At 72.7% G+C, this 20,295-nt stretch carries 16 protein-coding genes; 8 read left to right on the top strand and 8 right to left on the bottom strand.

Annotated features, from left to right (window positions below; translation table 11 throughout):
- Positions 1 to 22 precede the first annotated feature (22 nt).
- From AB0N76_RS26080 to AB0N76_RS26070, 3 genes are all read right to left on the bottom strand, one after another.
- Complete coding sequence (locus tag AB0N76_RS26080; protein WP_363560894.1) at positions 23 to 4,084, bottom strand: Pls/PosA family non-ribosomal peptide synthetase; 4,062 nt, start codon at positions 4,082 to 4,084, stop codon at positions 23 to 25.
- A 438-nt stretch (positions 4,085 to 4,522) separates the two neighbouring features.
- Positions 4,523 to 5,389, bottom strand: a complete 867-nt coding sequence (locus AB0N76_RS26075; RefSeq protein ID WP_363560892.1) for an NmrA family NAD(P)-binding protein — start codon at positions 5,387 to 5,389, stop codon at positions 4,523 to 4,525.
- Positions 5,390 to 5,453: 64 nt separating this feature from the next.
- A complete protein-coding gene (locus AB0N76_RS26070; RefSeq protein WP_363560890.1) occupies positions 5,454 to 5,585 on the bottom strand; it encodes a hypothetical protein in 132 nt (43 codons plus the stop codon).
- 12 nt (positions 5,586 to 5,597) lie between these two features.
- On the opposite strand from AB0N76_RS26070, the gene AB0N76_RS26065 reads away from it, so the two are divergent.
- The gene (locus AB0N76_RS26065) at positions 5,598 to 5,756 is read left to right on the top strand and encodes a hypothetical protein (RefSeq protein ID WP_363560888.1); all 159 of its coding nucleotides are present in this window, start codon (positions 5,598 to 5,600) and stop codon (positions 5,754 to 5,756) included.
- Between the two features lie 216 nt (positions 5,757 to 5,972).
- Here AB0N76_RS26065 and AB0N76_RS26060 read toward each other — a convergent pair whose 3' ends face one another.
- Positions 5,973 to 6,494, bottom strand: a complete 522-nt coding sequence (locus tag AB0N76_RS26060; RefSeq protein WP_363560886.1) for a MarR family transcriptional regulator — start codon at positions 6,492 to 6,494, stop codon at positions 5,973 to 5,975.
- 233 nt (positions 6,495 to 6,727) lie between these two features.
- Here AB0N76_RS26060 and AB0N76_RS26055 point away from each other — a divergent pair, with 233 nt between their 5' ends.
- Entirely contained in the window at positions 6,728 to 8,362 is a 1,635-nt protein-coding gene (locus tag AB0N76_RS26055; RefSeq protein ID WP_363560884.1) for an FAD-binding protein, read from the top strand.
- A gap of 215 nt (positions 8,363 to 8,577) precedes the next feature.
- On the opposite strand, the gene AB0N76_RS26050 is transcribed toward AB0N76_RS26055, so the two are convergent.
- From AB0N76_RS26050 to AB0N76_RS26040, 3 genes are read right to left on the bottom strand one after another with little or no spacing between them, the layout of a single operon-like run.
- Positions 8,578 to 9,204 (bottom strand): hypothetical protein, encoded by a 627-nt coding sequence (locus tag AB0N76_RS26050; protein ID WP_363560882.1) that lies wholly within the window; start codon positions 9,202 to 9,204, stop codon positions 8,578 to 8,580.
- The gene (locus AB0N76_RS26045) at positions 9,201 to 10,697 is read right to left on the bottom strand and encodes an amino acid permease (RefSeq protein WP_363560880.1); all 1,497 of its coding nucleotides are present in this window, start codon (positions 10,695 to 10,697) and stop codon (positions 9,201 to 9,203) included. Before AB0N76_RS26045 ends, AB0N76_RS26050 begins: the two co-directional genes overlap by 4 nt.
- 56 nt (positions 10,698 to 10,753) lie before the next feature.
- Positions 10,754 to 11,731 carry a hypothetical protein gene (locus tag AB0N76_RS26040; protein ID WP_363560878.1) on the bottom strand — a complete coding sequence of 326 codons (978 nt, stop codon included), beginning with the start codon at positions 11,729 to 11,731 and terminating at the stop codon, positions 10,754 to 10,756.
- Between the two features lie 204 nt (positions 11,732 to 11,935).
- Here AB0N76_RS26040 and AB0N76_RS26035 point away from each other — a divergent pair, with 204 nt between their 5' ends.
- Entirely contained in the window at positions 11,936 to 13,336 is a 1,401-nt protein-coding gene (locus AB0N76_RS26035; protein ID WP_363560876.1) for a helix-turn-helix transcriptional regulator, read from the top strand.
- Here the strand turns inward: AB0N76_RS26035 and AB0N76_RS26030 are convergent.
- Positions 13,314 to 15,101, bottom strand: coding sequence for a prolyl oligopeptidase family serine peptidase (locus AB0N76_RS26030; protein ID WP_363560874.1), 1,788 nt, complete (start codon positions 15,099 to 15,101; stop codon positions 13,314 to 13,316). The genes AB0N76_RS26035 and AB0N76_RS26030 overlap by 23 nt on opposite strands.
- A gap of 564 nt (positions 15,102 to 15,665) precedes the next feature.
- On the opposite strand from AB0N76_RS26030, the gene AB0N76_RS26025 reads away from it, so the two are divergent.
- From AB0N76_RS26025 to AB0N76_RS26005, 5 genes are all read left to right on the top strand, one after another.
- On the top strand, positions 15,666 to 16,586 hold the full coding sequence (locus AB0N76_RS26025; protein ID WP_363560872.1) for an aldolase/citrate lyase family protein: 921 nt from the start codon (positions 15,666 to 15,668) through the stop codon (positions 16,584 to 16,586).
- A 2-nt stretch (positions 16,587 to 16,588) separates the two neighbouring features.
- Positions 16,589 to 17,131, top strand: a complete 543-nt coding sequence (locus tag AB0N76_RS26020) for a MaoC family dehydratase (protein ID WP_363560870.1) — start codon at positions 16,589 to 16,591, stop codon at positions 17,129 to 17,131.
- A gap of 21 nt (positions 17,132 to 17,152) precedes the next feature.
- Positions 17,153 to 18,328 carry a GNAT family N-acetyltransferase gene (locus AB0N76_RS26015; RefSeq protein WP_363560868.1) on the top strand — a complete coding sequence of 392 codons (1,176 nt, stop codon included), beginning with the start codon at positions 17,153 to 17,155 and terminating at the stop codon, positions 18,326 to 18,328.
- 148 nt (positions 18,329 to 18,476) lie between these two features.
- The gene (locus AB0N76_RS26010; RefSeq protein ID WP_363560866.1) at positions 18,477 to 19,376 is read left to right on the top strand and encodes an aminoglycoside phosphotransferase family protein; all 900 of its coding nucleotides are present in this window, start codon (positions 18,477 to 18,479) and stop codon (positions 19,374 to 19,376) included.
- Positions 19,377 to 19,448: 72 nt separating this feature from the next.
- The gene (locus AB0N76_RS26005; protein WP_363560864.1) at positions 19,449 to 20,291 is read left to right on the top strand and encodes a hypothetical protein; all 843 of its coding nucleotides are present in this window, start codon (positions 19,449 to 19,451) and stop codon (positions 20,289 to 20,291) included.
- The last annotated feature ends 4 nt before the right edge of the window (positions 20,292 to 20,295 follow it).

The following is a 20,295-nucleotide window of genomic DNA, read 5'->3' as shown; positions in this document are numbered from 1 at the left end:
ACAAAAGGGGACCGGAAGGGACTCAGGAGGTGGGCTGCCACACCTCGATCGGGTTGCCGAGCCACCGGGTGTCGGCGGGCACGGACTCCGCGCGCATCACCAGCGAGGCCGGGCCCAGCGTGCTGCGCGCGCCCACCGTGCTGCCGGGCAGCACGATGCCGCCGGGCCCCAGGGTGGCGCCCTCGCGGAGGACGACAGTATCCATCCGCATGATCCGGTCGTGGAAGAGGTGGGTCTGCACCACGCAGCCGCGGTTGACGGTCACGCCGTCGCCCAGCGTCACCAGGTCCGCCTCCGGCAGCCAGTAGCTCTCGCACCAGACCCCGCGCCCGACGCCCGCGCCGAGCGCCCGCAGCCACAGGTTCAGCACCGGCGTGCCCGGCACCGCGCCGATCAGCCACGGCACCGCCAGCACCTCCACGAAGGTGTCCGCCAGCTCGTTGCGCCACACGAACCCGCTCCACAGCGGGTGCTCCACCGCCCGGAACCGGCCCACCAGCAGCCACTTCGCCGCCACCGCGACCGCGCACGCCACCGAACCCGCCGCCAGCAGCACCAGGCCGGACAGTAGCGCTGCCACCACCGGCGACCAGTCCGTCGACAGCCAGGACAGCGCCGCCAGGGTCAGCGCGCCCAGCGCCCCCGAGGCCAGCACCGGCAGCAGCCGGCCCACCTCGACCAGCCCGCGCGCCCACAGCAGCCGGGCCGGCGGCTCGTAGGTCAGGCTCTGGTCCGCCTGGTCGGCCGACCGCGGCAGCCGCATCGGCGGCATGCCCAGGTACGAGCCGCCCTTCTTCGCCTTCTCCGGCGTCGCCGACAGCACCCCGACCAGACCGCGCTTGGGCACCGCGCGGCCCGGCGCGGTCATCCCCGAATTGCCCAGGAACGCCCGCTCGCCGACCTTCGCCTCGCCCAGCCGCACCCAGCCGCCGCCCAGCTCGTACGGCGCCATCAGGGTGTCGTCCGCGAGGAACGCGCCGTCCCCGACCGTGGTCAGGCTCGGCAGCGCCAGCACCGTCGACACCTCGGCGTGCTTGCCGACCCGCATCCCCAGCGCCCGCAGCCACAGCGGCGTCACCAGCCCCGCGTACAGCGGGAACAGGATCTCCCGGGCCTGGTCCATCAGCTGGGTGACCGTCCAGGCCTGCCAGCCGACCCGGCCGTGCAGCGGGTGGACCCCCGGCACCAGGCCGATCGACAGCAGCCGCACCGCCGCGACCAGCTGCGCCGCGTACACCACCCCGTACGCCAGGGTGGCGGGCAGCAGACCGAGCAGCGCGCCACCGAGCGCCCCGCCCAGGCCGGCCGCCGGGTCCACGAACGGCGCCAGCACCGCCAGACCGGCCACCGCCGGCAGCAGCGGCAGCAGGCTCAGCGCGGTACCGCTCACGCCGTACAGCGCCGACCAGCGGGCCTGCCGAACCGGACGCTCCTTCGGCCAGGACCGCTCGGCCCGGCCCAGCTTGACGGCGGGCGCGCCGCCCCAGCGCTGGCCGGTCGGCACCTGCCCGGTGACGCTGGACCCGGGCACCACCTGGGCCCGCTTGCCGACCCTGGCCCCCGGCAGCAGCGTCGACCGGGTGCCGACCACGGCGCCCGAACCGACCTTGAGCTGCCCGATCTCCAAGCGGTCGCCGTCCAGCCAGTAGCCGCTGAGGTCCACCTCGGCCTCCACCGCGCAGCCCCGGCCCAGCCGGAGCAGGCCGGTCACCGGCGGCAGCGAGTGCAGGTCCACCTCCTCGCCGACCTTGGCGCCCAGCGCCCGCGCGTACCGCACCAGCCACGCCCCGGACAGCGAGGTCGCGCCGCTCACCTCGGCGAGCCGCTCGGCCGCCCAGAGCCGCAGGTGGACCGAGCCGCCGCGCGGATGGCTGCCCGGCTCCACGCCGCGCAGCAGCAGCCGGGCGCCGCCGGCCGCCATCGCCAGCCGGCCGGCCGGGCTGAACAGCGCCAGCCCGCCCGCGCCGACCGCCCACCAGGAGGCGGTCGGCGCCCAGGCGAAGCCGTCCAGGTGCGAGAGCAGGTTGCCGAGCGCCAGCAGGGCGACCGTCCAGCGCAGGCCGACCACCGTGAACAGCGGGATCAGCAGGAGCAGCTGGAGCAGCTTGGCCCGGGTCGGCACCGGCGCGATCGTCCGGGCCTCGCCGGTCCCGGCGGCGGTGCGCTCCAGGTGCCGGGCGAGCTTGCGCAGCGTCGGGTGCTGGTAGATGTCCAGCACCGCCGCGTTCGGGTAGCGGGTGCGCAGCAGGGTGGTCAGCCGGGCGGCGGCCAGGCTGCCGCCGCCGATCGCGAAGAAGTCCTCCCGGGGGCCGCCCACCGGCACGCCCAGGATCTCGGTCCACTGCTCGGCCAGCCAGGCCTCGGTGCCGTACAGCTGCTCGGTCGGACCGGCGGCCTCCAGCTCGGGCAGCGGCCAGGGCAGCGCGTTGCGGTCGACCTTGCCGGAGGTGCGGGTGGGCAGCGTGTCGACCGGCGCGAGCAGCGGCACGAGCGCGGCCGGCAGCTCGGCGCGCAGCCGCTGCACCGCCTGCTCGCGGTCCCAGCCCTCGCCGGTCACCAGGTAGCCGACCAGCAGCTGGTTGCCGCCGCGCGCGGTGCGCACGGCCGCGGCCGCCCCGGCCACGCCGGGCAGCGCCTGCAGCGCCGCGTCGACCTCGCCGAGCTCGATCCGCCGGCCGCCGAGCTTGATCTGCTCGTCGGCGCGGCCGAGGAAGAGCAGGCCCTCGGGGTCGGCCTGGACCAGGTCGCCGCTGCGGTAGGCGCGCTCCCAGCCCAGCGCGGGCAGCGGCGCGTACTTCTCGGCGTCCTTCTCCGGGTCGAGGTAGCGGGCCAGGCCGACGCCGCCGATCACCAGCTGGCCGGTGCCGCCGGGCGCGACCGGCTCGCCCGCCTCGTCGACCACGACGAGGTCCCAGCCGTCCAGCGGCAGGCCGATCCGGACCGGGCCCTCGCCGGTCAGCAGCGCCGCGCAGGCGACCACGGTGGCCTCGGTGGGGCCGTAGGTGTTCCACACCTCGCGGCCCTCGGTGACCACCCGCTGCACCAGCTCGGGCGGGCAGGCCTCGCCGCCGAAGATCAGCAGCCGGACCTCGTTCAGCGCCTCGGCCGGCCAGAGCGCGGCCAGCGTCGGCACCGTGGAGACCACGGTGATCTCCTGCTCGGCCAGCCACGGGCCGAGGTCGGCGCCGCTGCGGACCTGGGAGCGGGGGACGGGCAGCAGGCAGGCGCCGTGGCGCCAGGCCAGCCACATCTCCTCGCAGGAGGCGTCGAAGGCGACGGACAGGCCGGCCATCACCCGGTCGCCGGGGCCGATCGGCTCGTCCTGGAGGAACAGCGCGGCCTCGGCGTCGACGAAGGCGGCGGCGTTGCGGTGGGTGACGGCGACGCCCTTGGGCTTGCCGGTCGAGCCGGAGGTGAAGATGATCCAGGCGTCGTCCCCGGGGGCGGGGCGGGCCGCGCTCCCCTCGGGGGCCTTGGCGTCGGCCGCGGAGCCGGTCAGGGGGGTGGCGGTGGCTCCGGAGCCGGTCAGGGCGGTGGTTCCGGGGCCGGCCGGGGCGGTGGCTTCGGGGCCGGTCAGGGCGGCGGTCCCGGTGCCGGTCAGGGTGAGCGCGCGGTCGGCGCCGAGGACGGCGGCGACGGCGGCCTCCTCGAAGACCAGCTGGGCGCGCTCGTCCGGGTCCTCGAAGTCCACCGGGACGTAGGCGGCGCCGGCGGCCAGGACGGCGAGGATCGCGATGTAGAGGTCGTTGGTACCGGAGGGCACCCGGATGCCGACCCGGTCGCCGCGGCCGATGCCGGCGGCGGCCAGTCGGCGGCGCAGCTGCTCGACCTCGGCGGCCAGCGCCCGGTAGCTGAGGACGGTGCGGCCGTCGTCCAGGGCGGGCTCGGCGGGGTGCAGGCGGACGGTGGCGTCCAGCAGGTCGACCAGGGTGCGCGGGGCGGCGGCGGGCCGGCCGGGGTAGTGGGCCTGCTTCTCGGCGCTGCCCTGGTCGATGGCGTCCTGCACGGCGTCCTGGTCGGGGCTGGGGCCGGGGTGCTCGATCGGCTCGGTCCGGTCCGGTTCCCGGCTCGGTTCGGCTGTCATGCTGCCCTGCGCTCCTTGTCCTCGCCCCGTCCGTGATCGATGTCCGACCCTTGGGGGCGGTGGGAGCACTCGCCTGACCGGGTGACCCCACTCCGGGGCCGGAGCGGACAACCCGACCGATGGTAGCCCCGGGCGGTGAACCGCGAATCGGTCGACACTCCGCCCAACTGGCCCCGGAATGGCCGAATCTGACGGTTTATCAGCCAACAACTGAGGCTCTGTGGGTCGATTGTGACGAGCCGTCAGTCATTTTGACGGATCGTCAGGTCTTTTTTCGGGTCGTGATCCACGCCACATCGGATTGGGCCTTTCCGGTGCTCCATCGGGGTGAATCCGGGGTGCCGGCGGGCTGAATCCGGGGTGATGCCGGGGTGATGCCGGGGCGGCCGCGGGCCCCGGGCGGCCCGTCGGGGCCGGTGCCGGGGCCCGCGGGCCGGGTCAGCGGAAGCTGTCGAGGTGCTCGCGCAGGAAGGCGTCCAGGGTGCGCGGAGGCCGCCCGGTCAGCCGGGTCGCGACGTCGTCCGGGGCCTCCGGTCGCTGGACGGCGAGCTGCTGGATCTCCGCCACGTGGGCGGCCAGCCAGTCCGGCATCCCGGCCCGGGCGACCAGGTGGGCGTGCAGCTCGGCCGGCGGAAGGTCGATGTAGCGCACCGGACGGCCGAGCATGATGCCCAGCATCGCCGCGAGCTCCGGGTGGCTGTACGCCCGCCCGCCGGTCAGCGCGTACGTGTCCCCGGCCGCCTCCGGGTGGGTGAGCACGTACGCGGCGAAGTCGCCGATGTCCCGGCAGTCGACGTAGTTGCACGGGGCGTCGCCCATCGCGCCGTGGATCAGCCCGGCCGCCGCGATGCCGGGCGCGAGCAGCAGCAGCTTCTGCATGAACGCGTACGGGCGGAGCACGGTGGTGGGGGTGCCGGAGGTCCGCAGGCGCTCCTCGATCAGGTGGTGGCCGCGGGAGATCGCGACCGGGGAGTGCGGTTCGGCGGCCGGCGCGGACACCTTGACGATGTGCTCCACGCCGCTGAGCAGTGCGAGGTCGATGGTGCGCAGCTCGTGCTCGACCTGCCGGGGCCCGTTGGCCATGGTGAGGAACAGCTGACGCGCGCCCTTGAGGGCGATGCGCATCGAGGCCGGGTCGCCGGCGTCGGCGGCCACCGTCTCGACCAGCGGGCGGGTGCGCTCGTCGAGGCCGGCCAGCAGTCGGCCGGGCTCGCGGCTCAGTGCGCGGACCGGGATGCCGAGGGAGGTGAGGCTGCGCAGGGTGGCGCCGCCGGTGGCGCCGCTGGCGCCCATGATGACGATCATGACGGGTCCTTCCGTGGTGGGTGTGCGGGTGTTTCGGGTTGGTCCGGATGTCTCCGGGGTGGGCTCAGTGCGCCGGGTGCCGGCGGGGACGGGTGCCGCGCCAGCGCCAGGTGATCATGGTCGCCGCGATCGCGGCGGAGAGCGGAAGGTCGAACCGGAGCCGTCCGGGCCACGGGCTGTCGGCGAGGGTCGGCACCCGGGGCAGCCAGTGCCCGCCGTCATGGCCGGCGCCGGCGGCCTCGCCACCCACCAGCCGGAGCTGCTGATCGCGGCCGGTACCACCATCGCCGGCACCTCGGCGGTGGTCGCCGCCCTGGTCGGCTCCCGCCTCCGCCGCCGTCCGGCCATGACGGCGGGCATCAGATAGGCGACCAGCACCTCGCGCCAGAGCACGAACGGCGGCGGGCCGGCGTCGGGGTCGGTGGCCTTCTGCTTCTTCCTGCGGGGCATGCGGGCTCCCAGGGATCTGGTTAGGTAGCTAATTACTACTGGTTAGGTGGCTAACTATTGGGGCGTGGAGTGGGCGGGCCGCCGGATCGGCTCCGGTGTGGCCCGCCGGGGTGGTCCGCCGTTGAGGCTGTGGTCAGTCCGCGGTGAGCGCGTCCATGCCGGCGACCAGCCGGGCCAGCAGGTCCAGGAAGACCGTGCGCTCCTCGACCGAGAGGCCGCCGACCATCGCCTGCATCCGCTCGTAGTGTTCGGGGGCCATGTCACGCAGTCGCTGGGCGCCGCGCGCGCTCAGCATCACGACGTTGCCCCGGCCGTCCTCGGTGGACGGGCGCCGGGCGACCAAGCCGTCTCGTTCGAGCCCGTCGACCAGGCCGGTCACGGTCGCCCGGGAGACGCCGAGTGCGGACGCCAGCTGCGACGGCGACTTCTCGCCGCCGTGGTCCTCCAGCTCGGCCAGCAGCCGGTAGCGGCCGGTGGACAGGCCGAAGCGCGCGAAGTGCGCCTCGCCGGCCTGGCCGAGCCGGGCGCCGGCGGCCATCAGCCGCGCCGCGACCAGGACCGCCTGCGGGTCGGCCGTCAGGCCGTACCGGGACAGCTGCCGGCGGGCCTGGTCGAGCGTGGGTGCGCCGTTGCCGGCCTCGTGCTGCTGAACCATGAAAGTAATATGGCACCTAACCAGATCGTGGTCAAGCCGGAGCGGGTGGTCTGCGGGTGGCCTGTGCCGCGCAGCGGCCGCCACTCCGACGCGGCACCCGTTGGACTGATGTCCCACACTTCCCCTACCGTCCACATACTTTCACACTAATTCGTATAGGGATTCCCGTATTTGACGCGCCGTGTTAGCGTGCGGCAGCCAGCTTCTCACCGTCGAGGAAGTGGGTCCCGAAAATGAGTCATGAATTCTCCCGCAGGGGATTTATCGGCAGTACCGGAATGGCCGCCGCCGGGGTCTCCGCCGCCTCCCTGGGCCTGGCCGCCACCGGCGCCGGGCGGGCCGCGGCCGCGCCGGTCGAGCAGCCCGAGGGGTACACCGTGTTCCCCCCGGACTCCCGCTACGAGACGCTCAGCCAGGGCTTCAACCAGCGCTGGCGGAGCAGTCCGGCCTACATCCGGCTGGTGGGCAACGAGGCCGACGCGGTGGCCGAGCTGAGGTCCGCGCTCGACCACGGGCTGCGGCCGACGGTCCGCGGCGGCGGCCACTGCTACGAGGGCTTCGTCGACAACGACCGGGGCGTCATCCTCGACCTCAGCACCCTGCGCGGGGTCGGGACCGCGACCGACAAGTTCGGCGGGGCCACCTACGCGGTGGAGGGCGGCGCCACCAACTGGGACATCTACACCACCCTGTTCCGCACCCACGGGGTGACGCTCCCGGCCGGCTCCTGCTACTCGGTCGGCGCCGGTGGCCACATCGCCGGCGGCGGGTACGGACTGCTCTCCCGCCGGCACGGGCTGACCGTCGACCACCTGGTCCAGGTCGACGTGGCCACCGTCCGCGGCGGCCGGGTCGAGCTCACCCGGGCCCACCGGGCGGACCCGGAGGGCTCACCGGAGCGCGAGCTGTTCTGGGCCCACACCGGGGGCGGCGGCGGCAATTTCGGCGTCGTCGTGCGCTACCACTTCGCCCACGACCTGCCGAAACCGCCGCCCCGGGTCTGGCTGAGCAGCGTCGCCTGGAAATGGGCGGACCTGCTCAAGCACCCCGAGGACTTCCGCACCCTGCTGGAGAACTTCGGCGCCTTCTTCGCCCGCCACAGCGACCGCACGGAGACGGTCTACCGGGGGCTGTTCTCCATCCTCCACCTCACCCACCACTCCAACGGGAACGTCGTCCTGTTCAGCCAGTGGGACGAGGACGACCCCGCACCGCTGGACGAGTACCTCGCCCAGGTGGAGCACGGGATGCGGACCCGGGCCGGCGTCCAGACCCACAAGGCCGGCCGGCTCCTCCTGCCCTACCCGGACAAGCGGCGCCGGATGCCCTGGTTCCAGGCGACCATGACGGTCAACGGCTCCGGCGCCAACCAACGCGGCAAGTACAAGTCCGCCTACCACCGCAAGCCCTTCACCGCCGCCCAGATCGACGCCTGGTGGTCCTGGCTCACCCGCGACGTCGAGGGGATCGACCTCACCCAGACCCTGGTCCAGATCGACTCCTACGGCTGCCAGGTCAACGCCCGCGCCACCACCGCGGCCGCCATCCCGCAACGCGACTCGATCCTCAAGCTCCAGTACCAGACCTACTGGACCGACCCCGCCCAGGACGCCGGCCACCTCGCCTACCTCCGCGGCCTCTACCAGGACACCTACCGCTCCACCGGCGGCATCCCCGAGCCCGACACCGACACCGACGGCGCCTACGTCAACTACCCCGACACCGACCTCGGCACCACCGCCGACCCCCGCCCGCCCTACCAGCGCCTCTACTACAAGCAGAACTACCCCCGCCTGCAAGCGGCCAAGAAGCTCTGGGACGAGCATGACGTCTTCCACCACGCCCAGTCCATCACCCTGCCGTCCTGACCGCACACGCAGAGCCATGTCGACCATCCGGTAAACGGATGATATCGGGGTGAAAGGTGCGAGTAAAGAGCTCTGAGTGACGGACTGCCCCGAGTGCGGACAGCTCGCCGGACCTCCTCGCGAGGTCGGAGCGGGCTCGGCGCGCTCGGCGCAGAGTCCTCAGGTGTGCGCATGTTTCGGAGGGTCCACTCGGACTGATGCTGACTTTTGCTGACCTAAGCTGGTGGTCCGTCGGGTCCGATCGGTGTGATCCGAAGCTCACCTTCTGGCATCAAGTCAGCTGTGGCATTCGTTGGTTCCCACCGTCGTCCCGCGCGGTGCCCTCGTAGAGCACGAACTCCGTCTCCACCCCCCACCCCCGCCCTCACACCAAGGCTGGCGAGGCGGTGCTGCTGCTCGGCCAGCACGGTGGCCGGGGCGAGCGGGTGCGGAAGCCCGCCGCTGATCGGATCGGCGAACACCACGACCGTGGACGGCAGCCACGGCAGCCACGGCAGCCACGGCAGCACCCGGGCCCGCTGTACGTCGGGCAGGAGCGCGATGTCGCCGAAGCCGCTCGCCCAGGAGAACGGCCCGTTCGCGGGGGCGGCCATGCCCAGGTCGGTGCCGATCACGTACCCGCACATCTCCGGAGCCAGAGCTCCCGACCGCAGCCGCTCCACCAGGTGGGCCGCGTCGAACTCCTTGCCCTTGAGCCGGCCTTGAGTGTCGACGGTACCCAGAAGCACGGTGTCGATTCCGAAGGCGTCGACCAGCTGGTCCAGTCGCCCGACCGGTGGAACCGATGACGATGCCGAGGGCTGGGCCGCACGGGTGCGGGCGGTGCGAATGGTCGCGCTCATACGATCTGCGTCTCGACCCGGGCCAGATGGGGATCGTTCACCACCGGCACACTGAACTTGCTGCCGGCGAGCCGCCACCAGGCCCACGCCAGCGCGAGGACCACGAGCAGGGTGACCGGCGCGTAGTTGAACGCCGTGGCGGTCACCGGGGTGCGTTGCGGCAGGCAGACCAGCACCGTCAGTACCACCACCCAGGCCACGGCGGCGATCCCGACGGGCCTGCTCCACCGGCCCAGGTTCCACGGGCCCGGGACGAACCGGGCGCCTTGGCGCAACCGAAGGAACACCGGAAGGACGTAACTGGGAGTCATCCCGATGACGTTCACGGCCGTGATCGCGCCGTAGGCGGTGGCGGACCACAGCGACGGCATGGCCAGGACGAACGCCACCGACACCGCCAGCCACACCGCCGCCACCGGAACCCCGGCCGGCGACACCCGGCGCCACATGGCGGATCCGGGCAGCGCGCCGTCCCGAGCGACGGCGTAGATCATCCGGGACGCCGCCGTCGTCTCCGCCGAGCCGCAGAACAACTGGGCGCCGATCACGATCAGCAGCAGCAGCTTCGCGCCGTCCGTCCCGACCGCGTCCAGGAAGATCTGGGCGGGCGGTACGGCGGCGGCAGCCGTTCCGTTGTAGTCCTGGACCGAGAACAGCAGGCCGGCCAGCAGTACGAAGCCCGTCAGCAGGGAGGCCCAAATGGCCCGGACGATGCCGCGAGGCGCGGCGACCCTGGCGTCCTTGGTCTCTTCCGACAGGTGCGCGGAGGCGTCGTAGCCGCAGAAGGTGTAGCCGGCGAGCAGGAGACCGATCGCCGAGACGTAGACCGGGCTGGACCAGCCGGTGTCGTTGGAGAAGTGTGTGAACACCCAGGACGGGGACTGGTGGTGGGAGGGGATGGCGGCGAGCACGCCGACGATCACGGCGACGCCCAGCAAGTGCCACCACACCGAGATGCTGTTGAGCAGGCTCACCACGCGGACCCCGAGGACGTTGAGCAGGGCGTGCAGCACCAGGACGCCGGCGAAGATCGCCAGGATCAGGCCTGGGGTCGGTGTGACGCCCCACTGGAGTCCGGCGAACGCGGCGATGAACGAGGCCGCGCCGTAGTCGATGCCGGCGATCCCGCCCAGCAGACCGAGGAGGTTCAGCCAGCCGGTCACCCAGGCCCAGCGCGGGCCGCCGAGCCTCTGGGCCATGTAGTAGAGGCCGCCGGAGGTGGGGTAGGCGCTGGTGACCTCGGCCAGGGCCAGGCCGACCAGCAGCACGGCCAGGCCGACGGCGACCCAGCCCCACATCATCACGGCTGGTCCGCCGGTGACCAGGCCGAATCCGAACAGCGTCATGCAGCCCGACAGCACGCTGATCACCGAGAAGCTGACCGCGAAGTTGCCGAAACCAGTCATTCTGCGGACGAGTTCGGGCTCGTAGCCGAGCGACCGGAGATGGTCGTCGTCCCCGTGGGCGGGAGCGGACCGGTGGGGCCAGGACATGGCGGGACCTCCGTGGTGAGATGGGTATCGGGACCGGCATGGGCGCCGGCCGGGGATCAGCCGGTGGCGGCGTAGGACTGGGCCGTCACCTGGCGGAGCAGGTCGTACGGCCGCTCCGACAGGCTCTGCCAGGGCTGTGCGGAGACGAACGGGGCCATGGCGGTGAGGACTTCGGCCGCCTCGCGGCGCTGACGGGCCGCCCACAGGGCGTGTGCGAGGTGGCCCTCGTCGCCGACCGGCCACCTGTCCCGTCCGAGCGCGGCCCGCCAGTGCTCGAACGCGCGCAGCACCGTGGCGCGGACCGTCTGGTCGTCCGTCCACTGCAGCTGGACCGCGTCCTTGCGCCGGGCCCGGCGGTAGCGGTCGACGTACAGGTACAACGGCAGGGCGTGGAGCGCGGAGCCCTCCGGGGCGCCGGGCAGGTAGGTGGCCAGGAAGCCGGCCGCTGGCCCGCTCTCCCCGCGGGACAGCCAGAAACGGAGCAGCCGGTGAAACGCCTCCCGGCCCCACGGATCCACCCGGCGCGCCTGGTCGAACAGGCCCCACGGGCCGGGCGGAAGCATCTCGTCGCAGGCCTGGACGCGATGCTCGGCCCGGAGCAGACCGGAGTCCAGCTGAGCGAGAGTGAGCAGGCCAAGCCACGGCACGGGGTCGTCGGCCAGCACCGAGGCCGCCAGCCAGCACCACTCCCGCGCCGCGGCTTCGAGCGCCACCGCGTCACGCGAACCGGGCTGCCGCCGGCCGGCCGGCAGAGCACGGTCGACGGCGACCCTCGACTGCAGCGCGGTCAGGCCGAAGGCGGCGGGCTCCTCGGCAGCCCAGATCCGGAGCACATCGGTGTGGCCGGCCACCGCACCGAGAGCCTGGGTACGCGACGCCCACGCACCCGGGTCACCCCACGTCGCGGCCAGCAACGCGCGGGCCGACCACCACCGCCCGTGACGCAGCTCCTCCACCGCCACCCGCAGATCGCCGTCGTGGCCGGCAGGGTGCTGGACGAACCGACCTGGATCGAGGGCGAAGGCTGTGTTCACGGCCGGATCCTTTCTGGAGACGGTGCCTGGTCGCGCCCGAGCACGGGCGGGAGGGCCGGGCAGGTCCGACGGCCCGAGTCGGTGTGATAGGTGAAGCTGACCGGCGCTGCCGGATTCGGGTGGCTCATACGGAACCATCAGCCAAACTCGGTGTGACAGTGCAGACTTGTTGCATCGCGTGGTGGTGATGTTGAAAATCCGCCCATGACCAGCGAAGTCGGCGGCCAAAGGAATCCGGGGGACGCAATGACGCGATGGGGACGGCTCGCCGTGCTGCGTAAGACTGCCGGCTACACCCAGGAACAGCTGGCGGCGGCGATGGACGTGGACCGGACGACTATCCACCGGTGGGAGAACGGCAAGGCGACGCCGCGCCCGTGGCAGATGCCGAAGCTCGCCCGACTGCTGAAGGTCTCCCGGGACGAGTTGCGCGCAGGCGTTTTCGGTAACCCGGATGCCGATCGCACTCCGAGCTCGGAAGGAGCGGCGACGAGAGACGAGCGCCTGTCCACCGCACCCTCGGCGCCAGGACCAGGTACCAGCGGGCAAGGAGCCGCGTCCATCGCCGGCGAGGCCGGACCGCGCCTTTCCGTGGTGGATGCCCTGATCGGCGACTGGGCATCCATCGACTCGAACACGCCGGCCCCCACTCTGTCGCTGTGGGTGACCGGGGAAGACGTCGCTATCGCGGAGGGCATGCTCGGCATGTTCCGCCAGCTCGACCACACACACGGGGCCCGCGGGCACTGGCAGCAGGTCAGCTCCTACATCGACACCGAACTCGAAGGCCTTCTGCGTCGGCCGGCCGTCGACGAACAGGTCGCACGTCAACGTGCCCGGCTCACGGTCGGGTTCTGCGAGCTCGCCGGGTACCAGGCCGTCGACATCGGCAGCCCCGAGCGGGCCCAGGAGTACTACCAGCGGGCCTTGGCCCTGACGACGGTTACCGGCGATCGGCCGTACGGCGCCTACCTCGTGGCAGTGAACCTCGGACACCTGGCCTTGCACTGCGGGGACCCGGAGACCGCTCTGCGGTGGGCCTCCTCCGCCCGCGCCGCAGCCGGTTCCACCGCGAGCCCGGCCACGCGGGCGGCCATCACCGCCGTCGTCGCCCGGGCGAACGCCAGAATGCTCAGGGAGAGCGAGGCGACGAAGCTGATCCTCGAAGCCGAGAAGCTCCTCGACGCAGCCGACGCGGACGACGAACCCGTCTGGATCCGGTACTTCACCCACGCCTACCTCGCGGACGAGGCCGCGCACTGCCTTCACGACCTCGGCCGAGCACCGGACGCCAGGATCCAGCTCGCCGACGCCCTCGGAGGCGTCGGCAAGGACAGAGTCCGTCGGCGCGCGATCGACGCGGCTCTGCTCGCCGCGACCTGGCTGCGCAGCGGGGACGTCGACCAGGCGTGCGCGGTTGGCCGTGATGCCGTCGCCTACGCGGCCAGGACAGGATCAGGGCGGTGCGTCGAGCGGGTGGCCGGCGTCCTGGCCGACCTGCAGAGACACGCCGACTACGTCGCGGTCCGGGAACTGCGAGAGTTCGCCCGGGCCGTGCTGCCGGACGCCGACAGACTGGCGGTCAGGCTGGCAGGCGGCTCATGATGCGTCGGTAGAAGTCGAGTTCGGCGCGGAGCGCCTGCTCCCGTGCCGAGGGTGCCGACAGATAGTGGTCGCCGCCCTCCACCAGGAGGCTGCCATGGTCACCGCCTCGGCCGGCCAGCTCCTCGGCGAAGTGCATGGCCTCCCCGGCAGACGTGATGGTGTCGGCGGAGCCGTGGATCACCAGCACGGGGCAGCGGACCCGCTCAGCCCTCACCGCGCCCGCCGGGCCGCGCAGCGCAGCGGCGTGCGGGCGCTGGAACGCTGGAACGGACAGTTCCCACCCACCGGGGTCGATGATCGCCGAGATGGCTGTCGCGGCGGTGAACGGTCCCGGACGGCAAGCCGCCTGGAGCGCTGTGTACCCGCCCGCGCTCGCCCCGCTGACGAACACCGCGCCAGGAGTCGCCTGGCCGGTCGTGAGGAGGTGCTCTGCGACGGCCGCGCAGTCGTCGACGTCGTAGGTGCCCCAGCGGCCGTGCAGCGACTGCCGGAAGGCGCGGCCCTGACCCGTGCTGCCTCGGTAGAGGACCTCGGCGACGGTGAAGCCGTGGCTGACGAAGTACTGGGTGACCCAGTCCAGCCGGAGGGGGACGTCGTCCGTCGGACCAGGGTGGGCCCGGACGAGCAGAGGTCCCGGTTGCGGGTCCCCAGGTGGCAGGTGAAGCAGGAAGCGCACCAGCCCGCCCGGACCCGAGGCGGTCTCGACCGAGGGCGGAATCGGAGTCCAGGGCACCGGGAACTCGGGAGCCTTGCCCGCTGGGAAGGCCTGGGAGTCAGTGCTCGCTGCCAGATCGACTGACCAGATGGCTGACGGGCTGCTTGGCGTGGAGCCGATCACGGCCAGGAGGCTGCCGTCGACGGTGACGTACGGCTTCACGGATGTGAGATTCGAACCGACCTGTCGCCGACGGCCCTTGCTTTCGACGGCGATCAACTCGGTGGCGAACCCGTCCATTGCCGTCAGCACGACGGTGCCGTCTCCGGTGAAACCGTACGATTGGTAGCCGCCTTCCCAGGGGGCCGGCGCGCAGTCCGCCTCGATGGGCGCGACCGCCTCCACCACGCTGTTGCGCAGCCGGTAGAGGTTCCACCACCCTGTCCGGTCCGACATGAAGTACAGCAGGCCGTCTGGCCCCCAGGACGGTTGCACCGCCGACTCCCCGCGGCCGCCGGCCACAACGCGGCTCGGTCCGACGGTGTCCGACCGGATGTCGGCCAGCACAAGGCGGGCGCTGTCCCACGGCATCCGGTCGCGCTGCCATTCCACGTAGGCCAGGGTGCCCCTCGCCAGCCGAGGAGAGCCGAGGAAGCCGCGGGAGCGGACGAGGACCCGGGAGCGCCCGGCCCGGGACACGGCGATGATCTCGTCCACGGTGTCATCCCCGCGCACCGCGAGCAGGCCGCCGCCTGGTGCGGTAGCGAGGTCTCCGTACTGCGCGGATCCGGCGACCGCGTCGATCAGCTCCGGCACGCGGCCGGCCGCGTGCCGGAGGAGGGACCCGTCGTCACCGACGAACCAGACTCCGTCCGCTGTCACCGTGAAGTCGCCGCCACCGTAGGCATGGAGCCGGCCTCCGACCGAGAAGTCGGGGGGCGTCACCGCGACGGTTGCGCCCGATGCGTCCGTGCGCATGACCCGGCGGACTCCGCCATGATCAGGATCCGACTGCAACCACCACAGCGAGCCTGACGCCGACCGGAGCTCGTCGCACGTCACCACTTTCCGGGCCACCCACTCGGGCGGGAGCCCGATGCCGTCGATCATGCGGTCGCGGTCCTCTCGGCGGGGGCTGCAGGCTGCTCGTAGGCTATCCGTCGCCTGGAGAGCAACCGTACCCGGCCGCTGGCCAAGAAGCCTTCGGGGCCGACAACGATGGCTTTCCCATAGAGGATTTCGACGACGGGCGTGACGCGCCCGAAGGTCAGCCGGACACGGACTTGGGGACGAACCGAGGGAGAGTGACGTCGCCGACCACCGCCACGCCGAGGAGGCGCATCCGGCGAGTGCTTCCGCCGGGGTAGTCGGCTGGGCGGAGGAAGCGGGCGCGGCGGAGTTGCCCACGAGCAGGATCTCGTCGATGCAGCGACAGTCCGATTGGGCGCGTCTTCGTGCCACTCTCGACCGCGAAGTCGCCTGGTCAACACCTGGTTTCCCGCATGGATGCCACATCGGTGCATCAATTGTGCGCTGTTCGGATGCGTCGCGCAGGGGTTCCCTGGTGTTCACCTGAAGGCCTGGAAAGCCGTCGTCGACGGCCGTCCCTGCCGCCGATTCGGCGTGCTCGTCGGAGCATCGGCCGAACCGTACGACCTTCGAGCGGAGACTGACATGCAGTCGTCGTTGAATCCGGCGAGTTCTGCGTCGCCCACGCCTGCCGCGCGTCCGGGCTCGCCGACCTGGTTGGTCACTCCGGGTATCGTGCCTGCGCGGTTCGCCACGGCCGTCGCCTCTGGTGCCGCGGTGGCGTTGCTCGACTTGGAGGACTCGGTACCCGCCGAGGCCAAGGCCGTCGCCCGGGCGTCGGTGCTCGCCTTCGTAGGCACCCGGTCGGCGGATGAGGCCGGACCACTTGTGGGCGTGCGGATCAACGTCGTGGACGGTGCCGAGGGTCGGCGAGACGTCGCCGCGATGACCGAGCGGAACGTGTGGCCGGACCTGATCCTGGTGCCGAAGGTCGAGTCGAGCCTCGACATCGGGGCCGTGGTGCGGACCGTGGCCGGGGCGCACCCGACGACGCAGGTCTGGGCGCTGATCGAATCCCCGCAGGCGATCGTCGGCCTGTCCGACATCGTGCAGACTCCAGGTCTGGCGGGGGTGCTGTTCGGCGCTGCCGACTACGCGGCAGCCGCCGGCTGCCGGATCACGTCCCGGGCATTGTGGTACCCGCGTTCCCAGCTCGTCACCGCAGCGGCGGCCGTCGGCATCCCCGCGATCGACTCCCCGTTCTTCGCCCTCGACGACATGGAGGCGTTGCGCAGGGAGACGCTGGAGGCGGTTGAACTGGGCTTCGCCGGCAAGGTGGCGATCCACCCGCGCCAGCTGCCGGTGATCGAGGAGGCGTTCGCCCCCAGCCCGCGCGAGCTCGAAGCGGCCCGGGCCGTGCTCGCCGCAGCCGACCGGGCGAGTGCCGGCGTCACCACGGCGGAGGGAGCGATGGTGGGCCCGCCTCTCGTCGCGGCGGCCCGCGCCGTCGTCCGTCGGGCCGACCGAGCCCTCAGGTTCACCACCCAGACAGCGAAGGTGAGATGACCATGCACCAGAGCCAGGCGGACTCTGTCCCGAGTGGGTTCCGCCCCGTCGGAGACAACCGGGTTCGCGAGGTCGTCGGGCTGGGCCTCGACGAACTCCTCCCCGGTTTGGTCATCGAGCACCGGCCGGCGCGGACCGTGACCGAGACCGAGCACGTCCAAGTCCTTGCGCTGATGGGCAACGAGGCACCCATCCACTCCGACACCGAATACTGCCGCCGCACCGGGCATCCGCAGGTCCTGGTGTGCGGGATGCTCACCCTCAACGTCGTGCTCGGCATGACGGTCCGCTCCACCAGCGGAATGACCACCGGCAACCTCGCCCTGGACGAGGTCCGCTGGGAGAGGCCCGTCCGCGTCGGCGACACCTTGTCCGCGCGCAGTACCGTCCTGGCCGCCCGCCGCTGCAACAGCCGCCCCGAGGAGGGCATCGTCACCTGCCGCGTCGAGGGCTTCAACCAGGACGGCGAGCGGGTCGTCACCGGCACCCGGACCTTCCTCGTCCCCGCCGACCCGGCCGTGCTGCGCGACGCCACCGGCTACTAGAGAAGAGGGGAGTACCGAAGCGTGGACGTGGATTTCACCGAGGCTGACCCGGGCCAGTGGGAGGAGTACGCCGCCCTCGCTCGCCGTGCCTACGGTCAGCCGGTGCCCGACATCGCGCGCCTGGGCCCGCACGCCGACCGGCGTGTGGCGCTACGCGGCGACAGGGTCGTCGCCGGGGGCCTGGGCCTGCTGATACCGCAGTGGTTCGGCGGCCGCCCGGTGCCCGCCGCGAGCATGTGCTGCGGCTGCGTCGCCCCGGAGGAGCGTGGCGGCCGGCTCGCTGCCCGCCTGGTGGGCGAGCGGCTGCGCGTCCTGCAGGAACAGGGCGCGGTCCTCGCCACGCTGTGGACGGCCTCCAACGGATACGTGCGCCGGCTGGGCTGGGAGGCCCCGGCACAGGTGTTCTCCTGGACGCTGCCGACCGGCGCCCTCAAGCAGACCACCGCCGAGGCCATGGAGATCACCCACGGCGACACCGGGCAGTTGACGGGTCTGCGTGAGCGCCTGGCCCGCCGGTGGAACGGGCCGTGGCAGCGTCCGGCCTGGTGGGGCGCCTGGCAGCAGGAGCAGCACCCGGACCTGGCCACCTACTCGTTCGCCGAGCCGGGCCGACAGCCGAGCGGGGTCCTGGCACTCGCGACTGAGCGCGGCCCGGACGGGCGGCAGTTGGTCGTCCACGACTTCTGGGCCACCGACCACCAGGTGGCCGATACGATGCTCGCCTTCCTCGGCCGGCACCATGGGCGCATCCCCACCGTCATGTTCCAGCGCACCGGCCTACCGCCCGGCTCATTGCTGCAGCACCGGCTCGCAGCCGGCGGTGCCGCGACCGCCAGATCCTGGCACCCCTGGATGCTGCGCGTCCTCGATCCAGCCCGCGCCGTCCGGCTACGCGGCTGGCCCGAGCACCTGGACACCGAAATCATGCTGGACCTCGTTGCCCCGGACAACACTGGCTCGAGTCGGCACACCCTGAGCATCGGCGGCGGCCGGGCCGAACTCGCCCCCCGCGACGCGACGAGCAGGGGAAGTGTCGACGTCACCCTGACCATGGCGCAGTTCGCGGTCTGGTATGCCGGCGGCTACCGCAGCCCGGCCGCCGCCGCGCTCGCCGGCCTGCACGGGGAGCCCTCCTCGCTTGCCCGCCTGCTGGCCGCCACCGCCGACCGGGAGCCCTGGCTCGCCGATTACTTCTGACCCATTGGCGACCGCACCCCACCGGCGTCGCCGGCCGTTGAACCCGTAGGAAGGAGCGCCCAGTTGAACCGAGGCCCGCCCCGTGCGCCACCGCGTTCCCGGCCCACCGAATCCATCCGCTTCCACGCCCGTTCGGAGACGTACCGCCATGACGACCGCCAAATCCACCAAGCCCTTCCCGCCCGAGCTGCACGACTGGGTCGCCGGCCACCTGCCCGACCTGGATACGAGCGAGGACCGCTCTTGGCCCCGGAGCAACTCCCTCGTGTGGCGCGTGACGGCCGGCACCCGCGCCGCCTACGTGAAGATCAGCCCCAGCGACCTCGACTACGAACGGGAGGTCGCCGGATACGCCTACGCCGAAGAGCACTTGGCCGACTGGGAGGCGCCGCGGCTGCTGGCCGCCGATCCGCGCCTGCGCGCGATCCTCAGCTCCCCGTTGCCCGGCCGCGTCGTGCGGGACCTTCCCCTGGAAAGGGACGTCGAGCTGCGACTGCACGAGGACGCCGGTCGGCTACTGCGCCGCTGGCACGACGCCTCCGCGCCCGGCACGGACGCGGACCGCGCCGCGGTGCGCGCCGACATTCAGGAGCAGACCCGGGAGGCCGCCGACTGCTTGCAGGGCACCGCGCCCCATCTGGCCGCAGACCGGCTCGCCCTCGTCGAGGCCGTGTCGGAGGAACTGGCCGACCTTGCCGAGCAGCTGCCGCTGGTCTACCGGCACGGCGACTACGAGACACGGAACTGGCTGTACGACGAGGAGACCGGACGGCACGGCCTGATCGACTTCGCGACGGCTGCGCACGGCATCGCCGCGGCGGAGTTCGTGTGGCTGTTCGGCGCGGTCTGGCCGCTGCGCCCGGACCTGCGCGAGGCGTACTTCGCCGGCTACGGCCGCCCGCTGACGCCCGAGGAGGGTCGGCTGCTGCAGCTGCTCACCGTCCGCCTCGGCGTCTCCTACCTGCGCAACGGCCTGGTCAAGGACCGGGCCGACCTCGTGGCGCGCGGCCACCTCGTCCTCAACCGAATGGTGGCCTACCGGCCGTAGCCCGATCGGTGCGCGGGCCTGGCTCGGGTCCGCTCACCGACCTCCGCAGCGACCTGGATCAGGAGTTGCCCCATGTCTCTCGCCCCCCACCTGCCCGGCCTCGCCGCGTCCACTGTGTGGAGCGGCGTCCCGCAGCCGCTGCGCGCAGCTGTCGAGGTCACCGCCGGTCCGGTGCTCGCCGCCACCGAGGCCGCGGCGGGCAGGACCGCCCGGCTGCGCCTGTCCCTGGAGGTCCCCGGCGGCCGGGTGTTCCTCAAGGCCACACCGCTGTCCCACCGCCATGCCCACACCCTGGACACCGAGGCCCTCGTCGCGCCCGCCGTCCGCTCGCTCGCACCCCGCCTGCTGCACCACGGCACTGCCGGCGGGTGGCGGTGGCTGCTGTTCGATCACGTCCTGGGCCGGACGGCTGACCTGTCCCCGGGCTCGGAGGATCTCGGCGCTGTCGCCCGCGTACTCCAGCGCCTCGCGGCGCTGCCCGCCCCCTGTGCCGCCCCGCTACGGGCCGAGGACCGCTGGGCGCACCTGGGCGCCGGCCTGGACCTCGGCCTGCTGGCCGGGGACCGGCTGGTGCACGCGGACCTGAACGCGGGCAACGTCCTCGTCCAGGACGACGGCACTGCCGTCCTGCTGGACTGGGCGCGGCCCGGCCGTGGCGCCGGATGGTTGAGCGTCGGCTTCCTGCTCGCGCAACTGATCGACGCCGGCACCTCCCCGGCCGACGCAGAGGACTGGGCCCGCCGGACGCTGCCCGACTGGGCCTCCGCCCCCGCCGACGCCGTCGATACGTTCGTCACCGCCCTCACCCGACGCAGGGCCGACCAGGCTGCCACCTGTGCGCCCGCCCGCCGCCAGGAGCGGGATGGACAACTGCGTTCCGCCATGGGCTGGCACCGCTTCCGCACCCATGCCTGACCGG

It is taken from the genome of Kitasatospora sp. NPDC093806 (genome assembly GCF_040683335.1).
In the GTDB taxonomy this organism is placed as follows: domain Bacteria; phylum Actinomycetota; class Actinomycetes; order Streptomycetales; family Streptomycetaceae; genus Kitasatospora.
This window is presented reverse-complemented; position numbering and strand designations above follow the sequence as displayed.

What these genes read in the sequence shown, in the direction of transcription:
- AB0N76_RS26080 (WP_363560894.1), bottom strand. Translation starts at nt 4,084, where the DNA reads ATGACAGCCGAACCGAGCCGGGAACCGGACCGGACCGAGCCGATCGAG.
- AB0N76_RS26075 (WP_363560892.1), bottom strand. Translation starts at nt 5,389, where the DNA reads ATGATCGTCATCATGGGCGCCAGCGGCGCCACCGGCGGCGCCACCCTG.
- AB0N76_RS26060 (WP_363560886.1), bottom strand. Translation starts at nt 6,494, where the DNA reads ATGGTTCAGCAGCACGAGGCCGGCAACGGCGCACCCACGCTCGACCAG.
- AB0N76_RS26055 (WP_363560884.1), top strand. Translation starts at nt 6,728, where the DNA reads ATGAGTCATGAATTCTCCCGCAGGGGATTTATCGGCAGTACCGGAATG.
- AB0N76_RS26050 (WP_363560882.1), bottom strand. Translation starts at nt 9,204, where the DNA reads ATGAGCGCGACCATTCGCACCGCCCGCACCCGTGCGGCCCAGCCCTCG.
- AB0N76_RS26045 (WP_363560880.1), bottom strand. Translation starts at nt 10,697, where the DNA reads ATGTCCTGGCCCCACCGGTCCGCTCCCGCCCACGGGGACGACGACCAT.
- AB0N76_RS26035 (WP_363560876.1), top strand. Translation starts at nt 11,936, where the DNA reads ATGACCAGCGAAGTCGGCGGCCAAAGGAATCCGGGGGACGCAATGACG.
- AB0N76_RS26030 (WP_363560874.1), bottom strand. Translation starts at nt 15,101, where the DNA reads ATGATCGACGGCATCGGGCTCCCGCCCGAGTGGGTGGCCCGGAAAGTG.
- AB0N76_RS26025 (WP_363560872.1), top strand. Translation starts at nt 15,666, where the DNA reads ATGCAGTCGTCGTTGAATCCGGCGAGTTCTGCGTCGCCCACGCCTGCC.
- AB0N76_RS26020 (WP_363560870.1), top strand. Translation starts at nt 16,589, where the DNA reads ATGCACCAGAGCCAGGCGGACTCTGTCCCGAGTGGGTTCCGCCCCGTC.
- AB0N76_RS26010 (WP_363560866.1), top strand. Translation starts at nt 18,477, where the DNA reads ATGACGACCGCCAAATCCACCAAGCCCTTCCCGCCCGAGCTGCACGAC.
- AB0N76_RS26005 (WP_363560864.1), top strand. Translation starts at nt 19,449, where the DNA reads ATGTCTCTCGCCCCCCACCTGCCCGGCCTCGCCGCGTCCACTGTGTGG.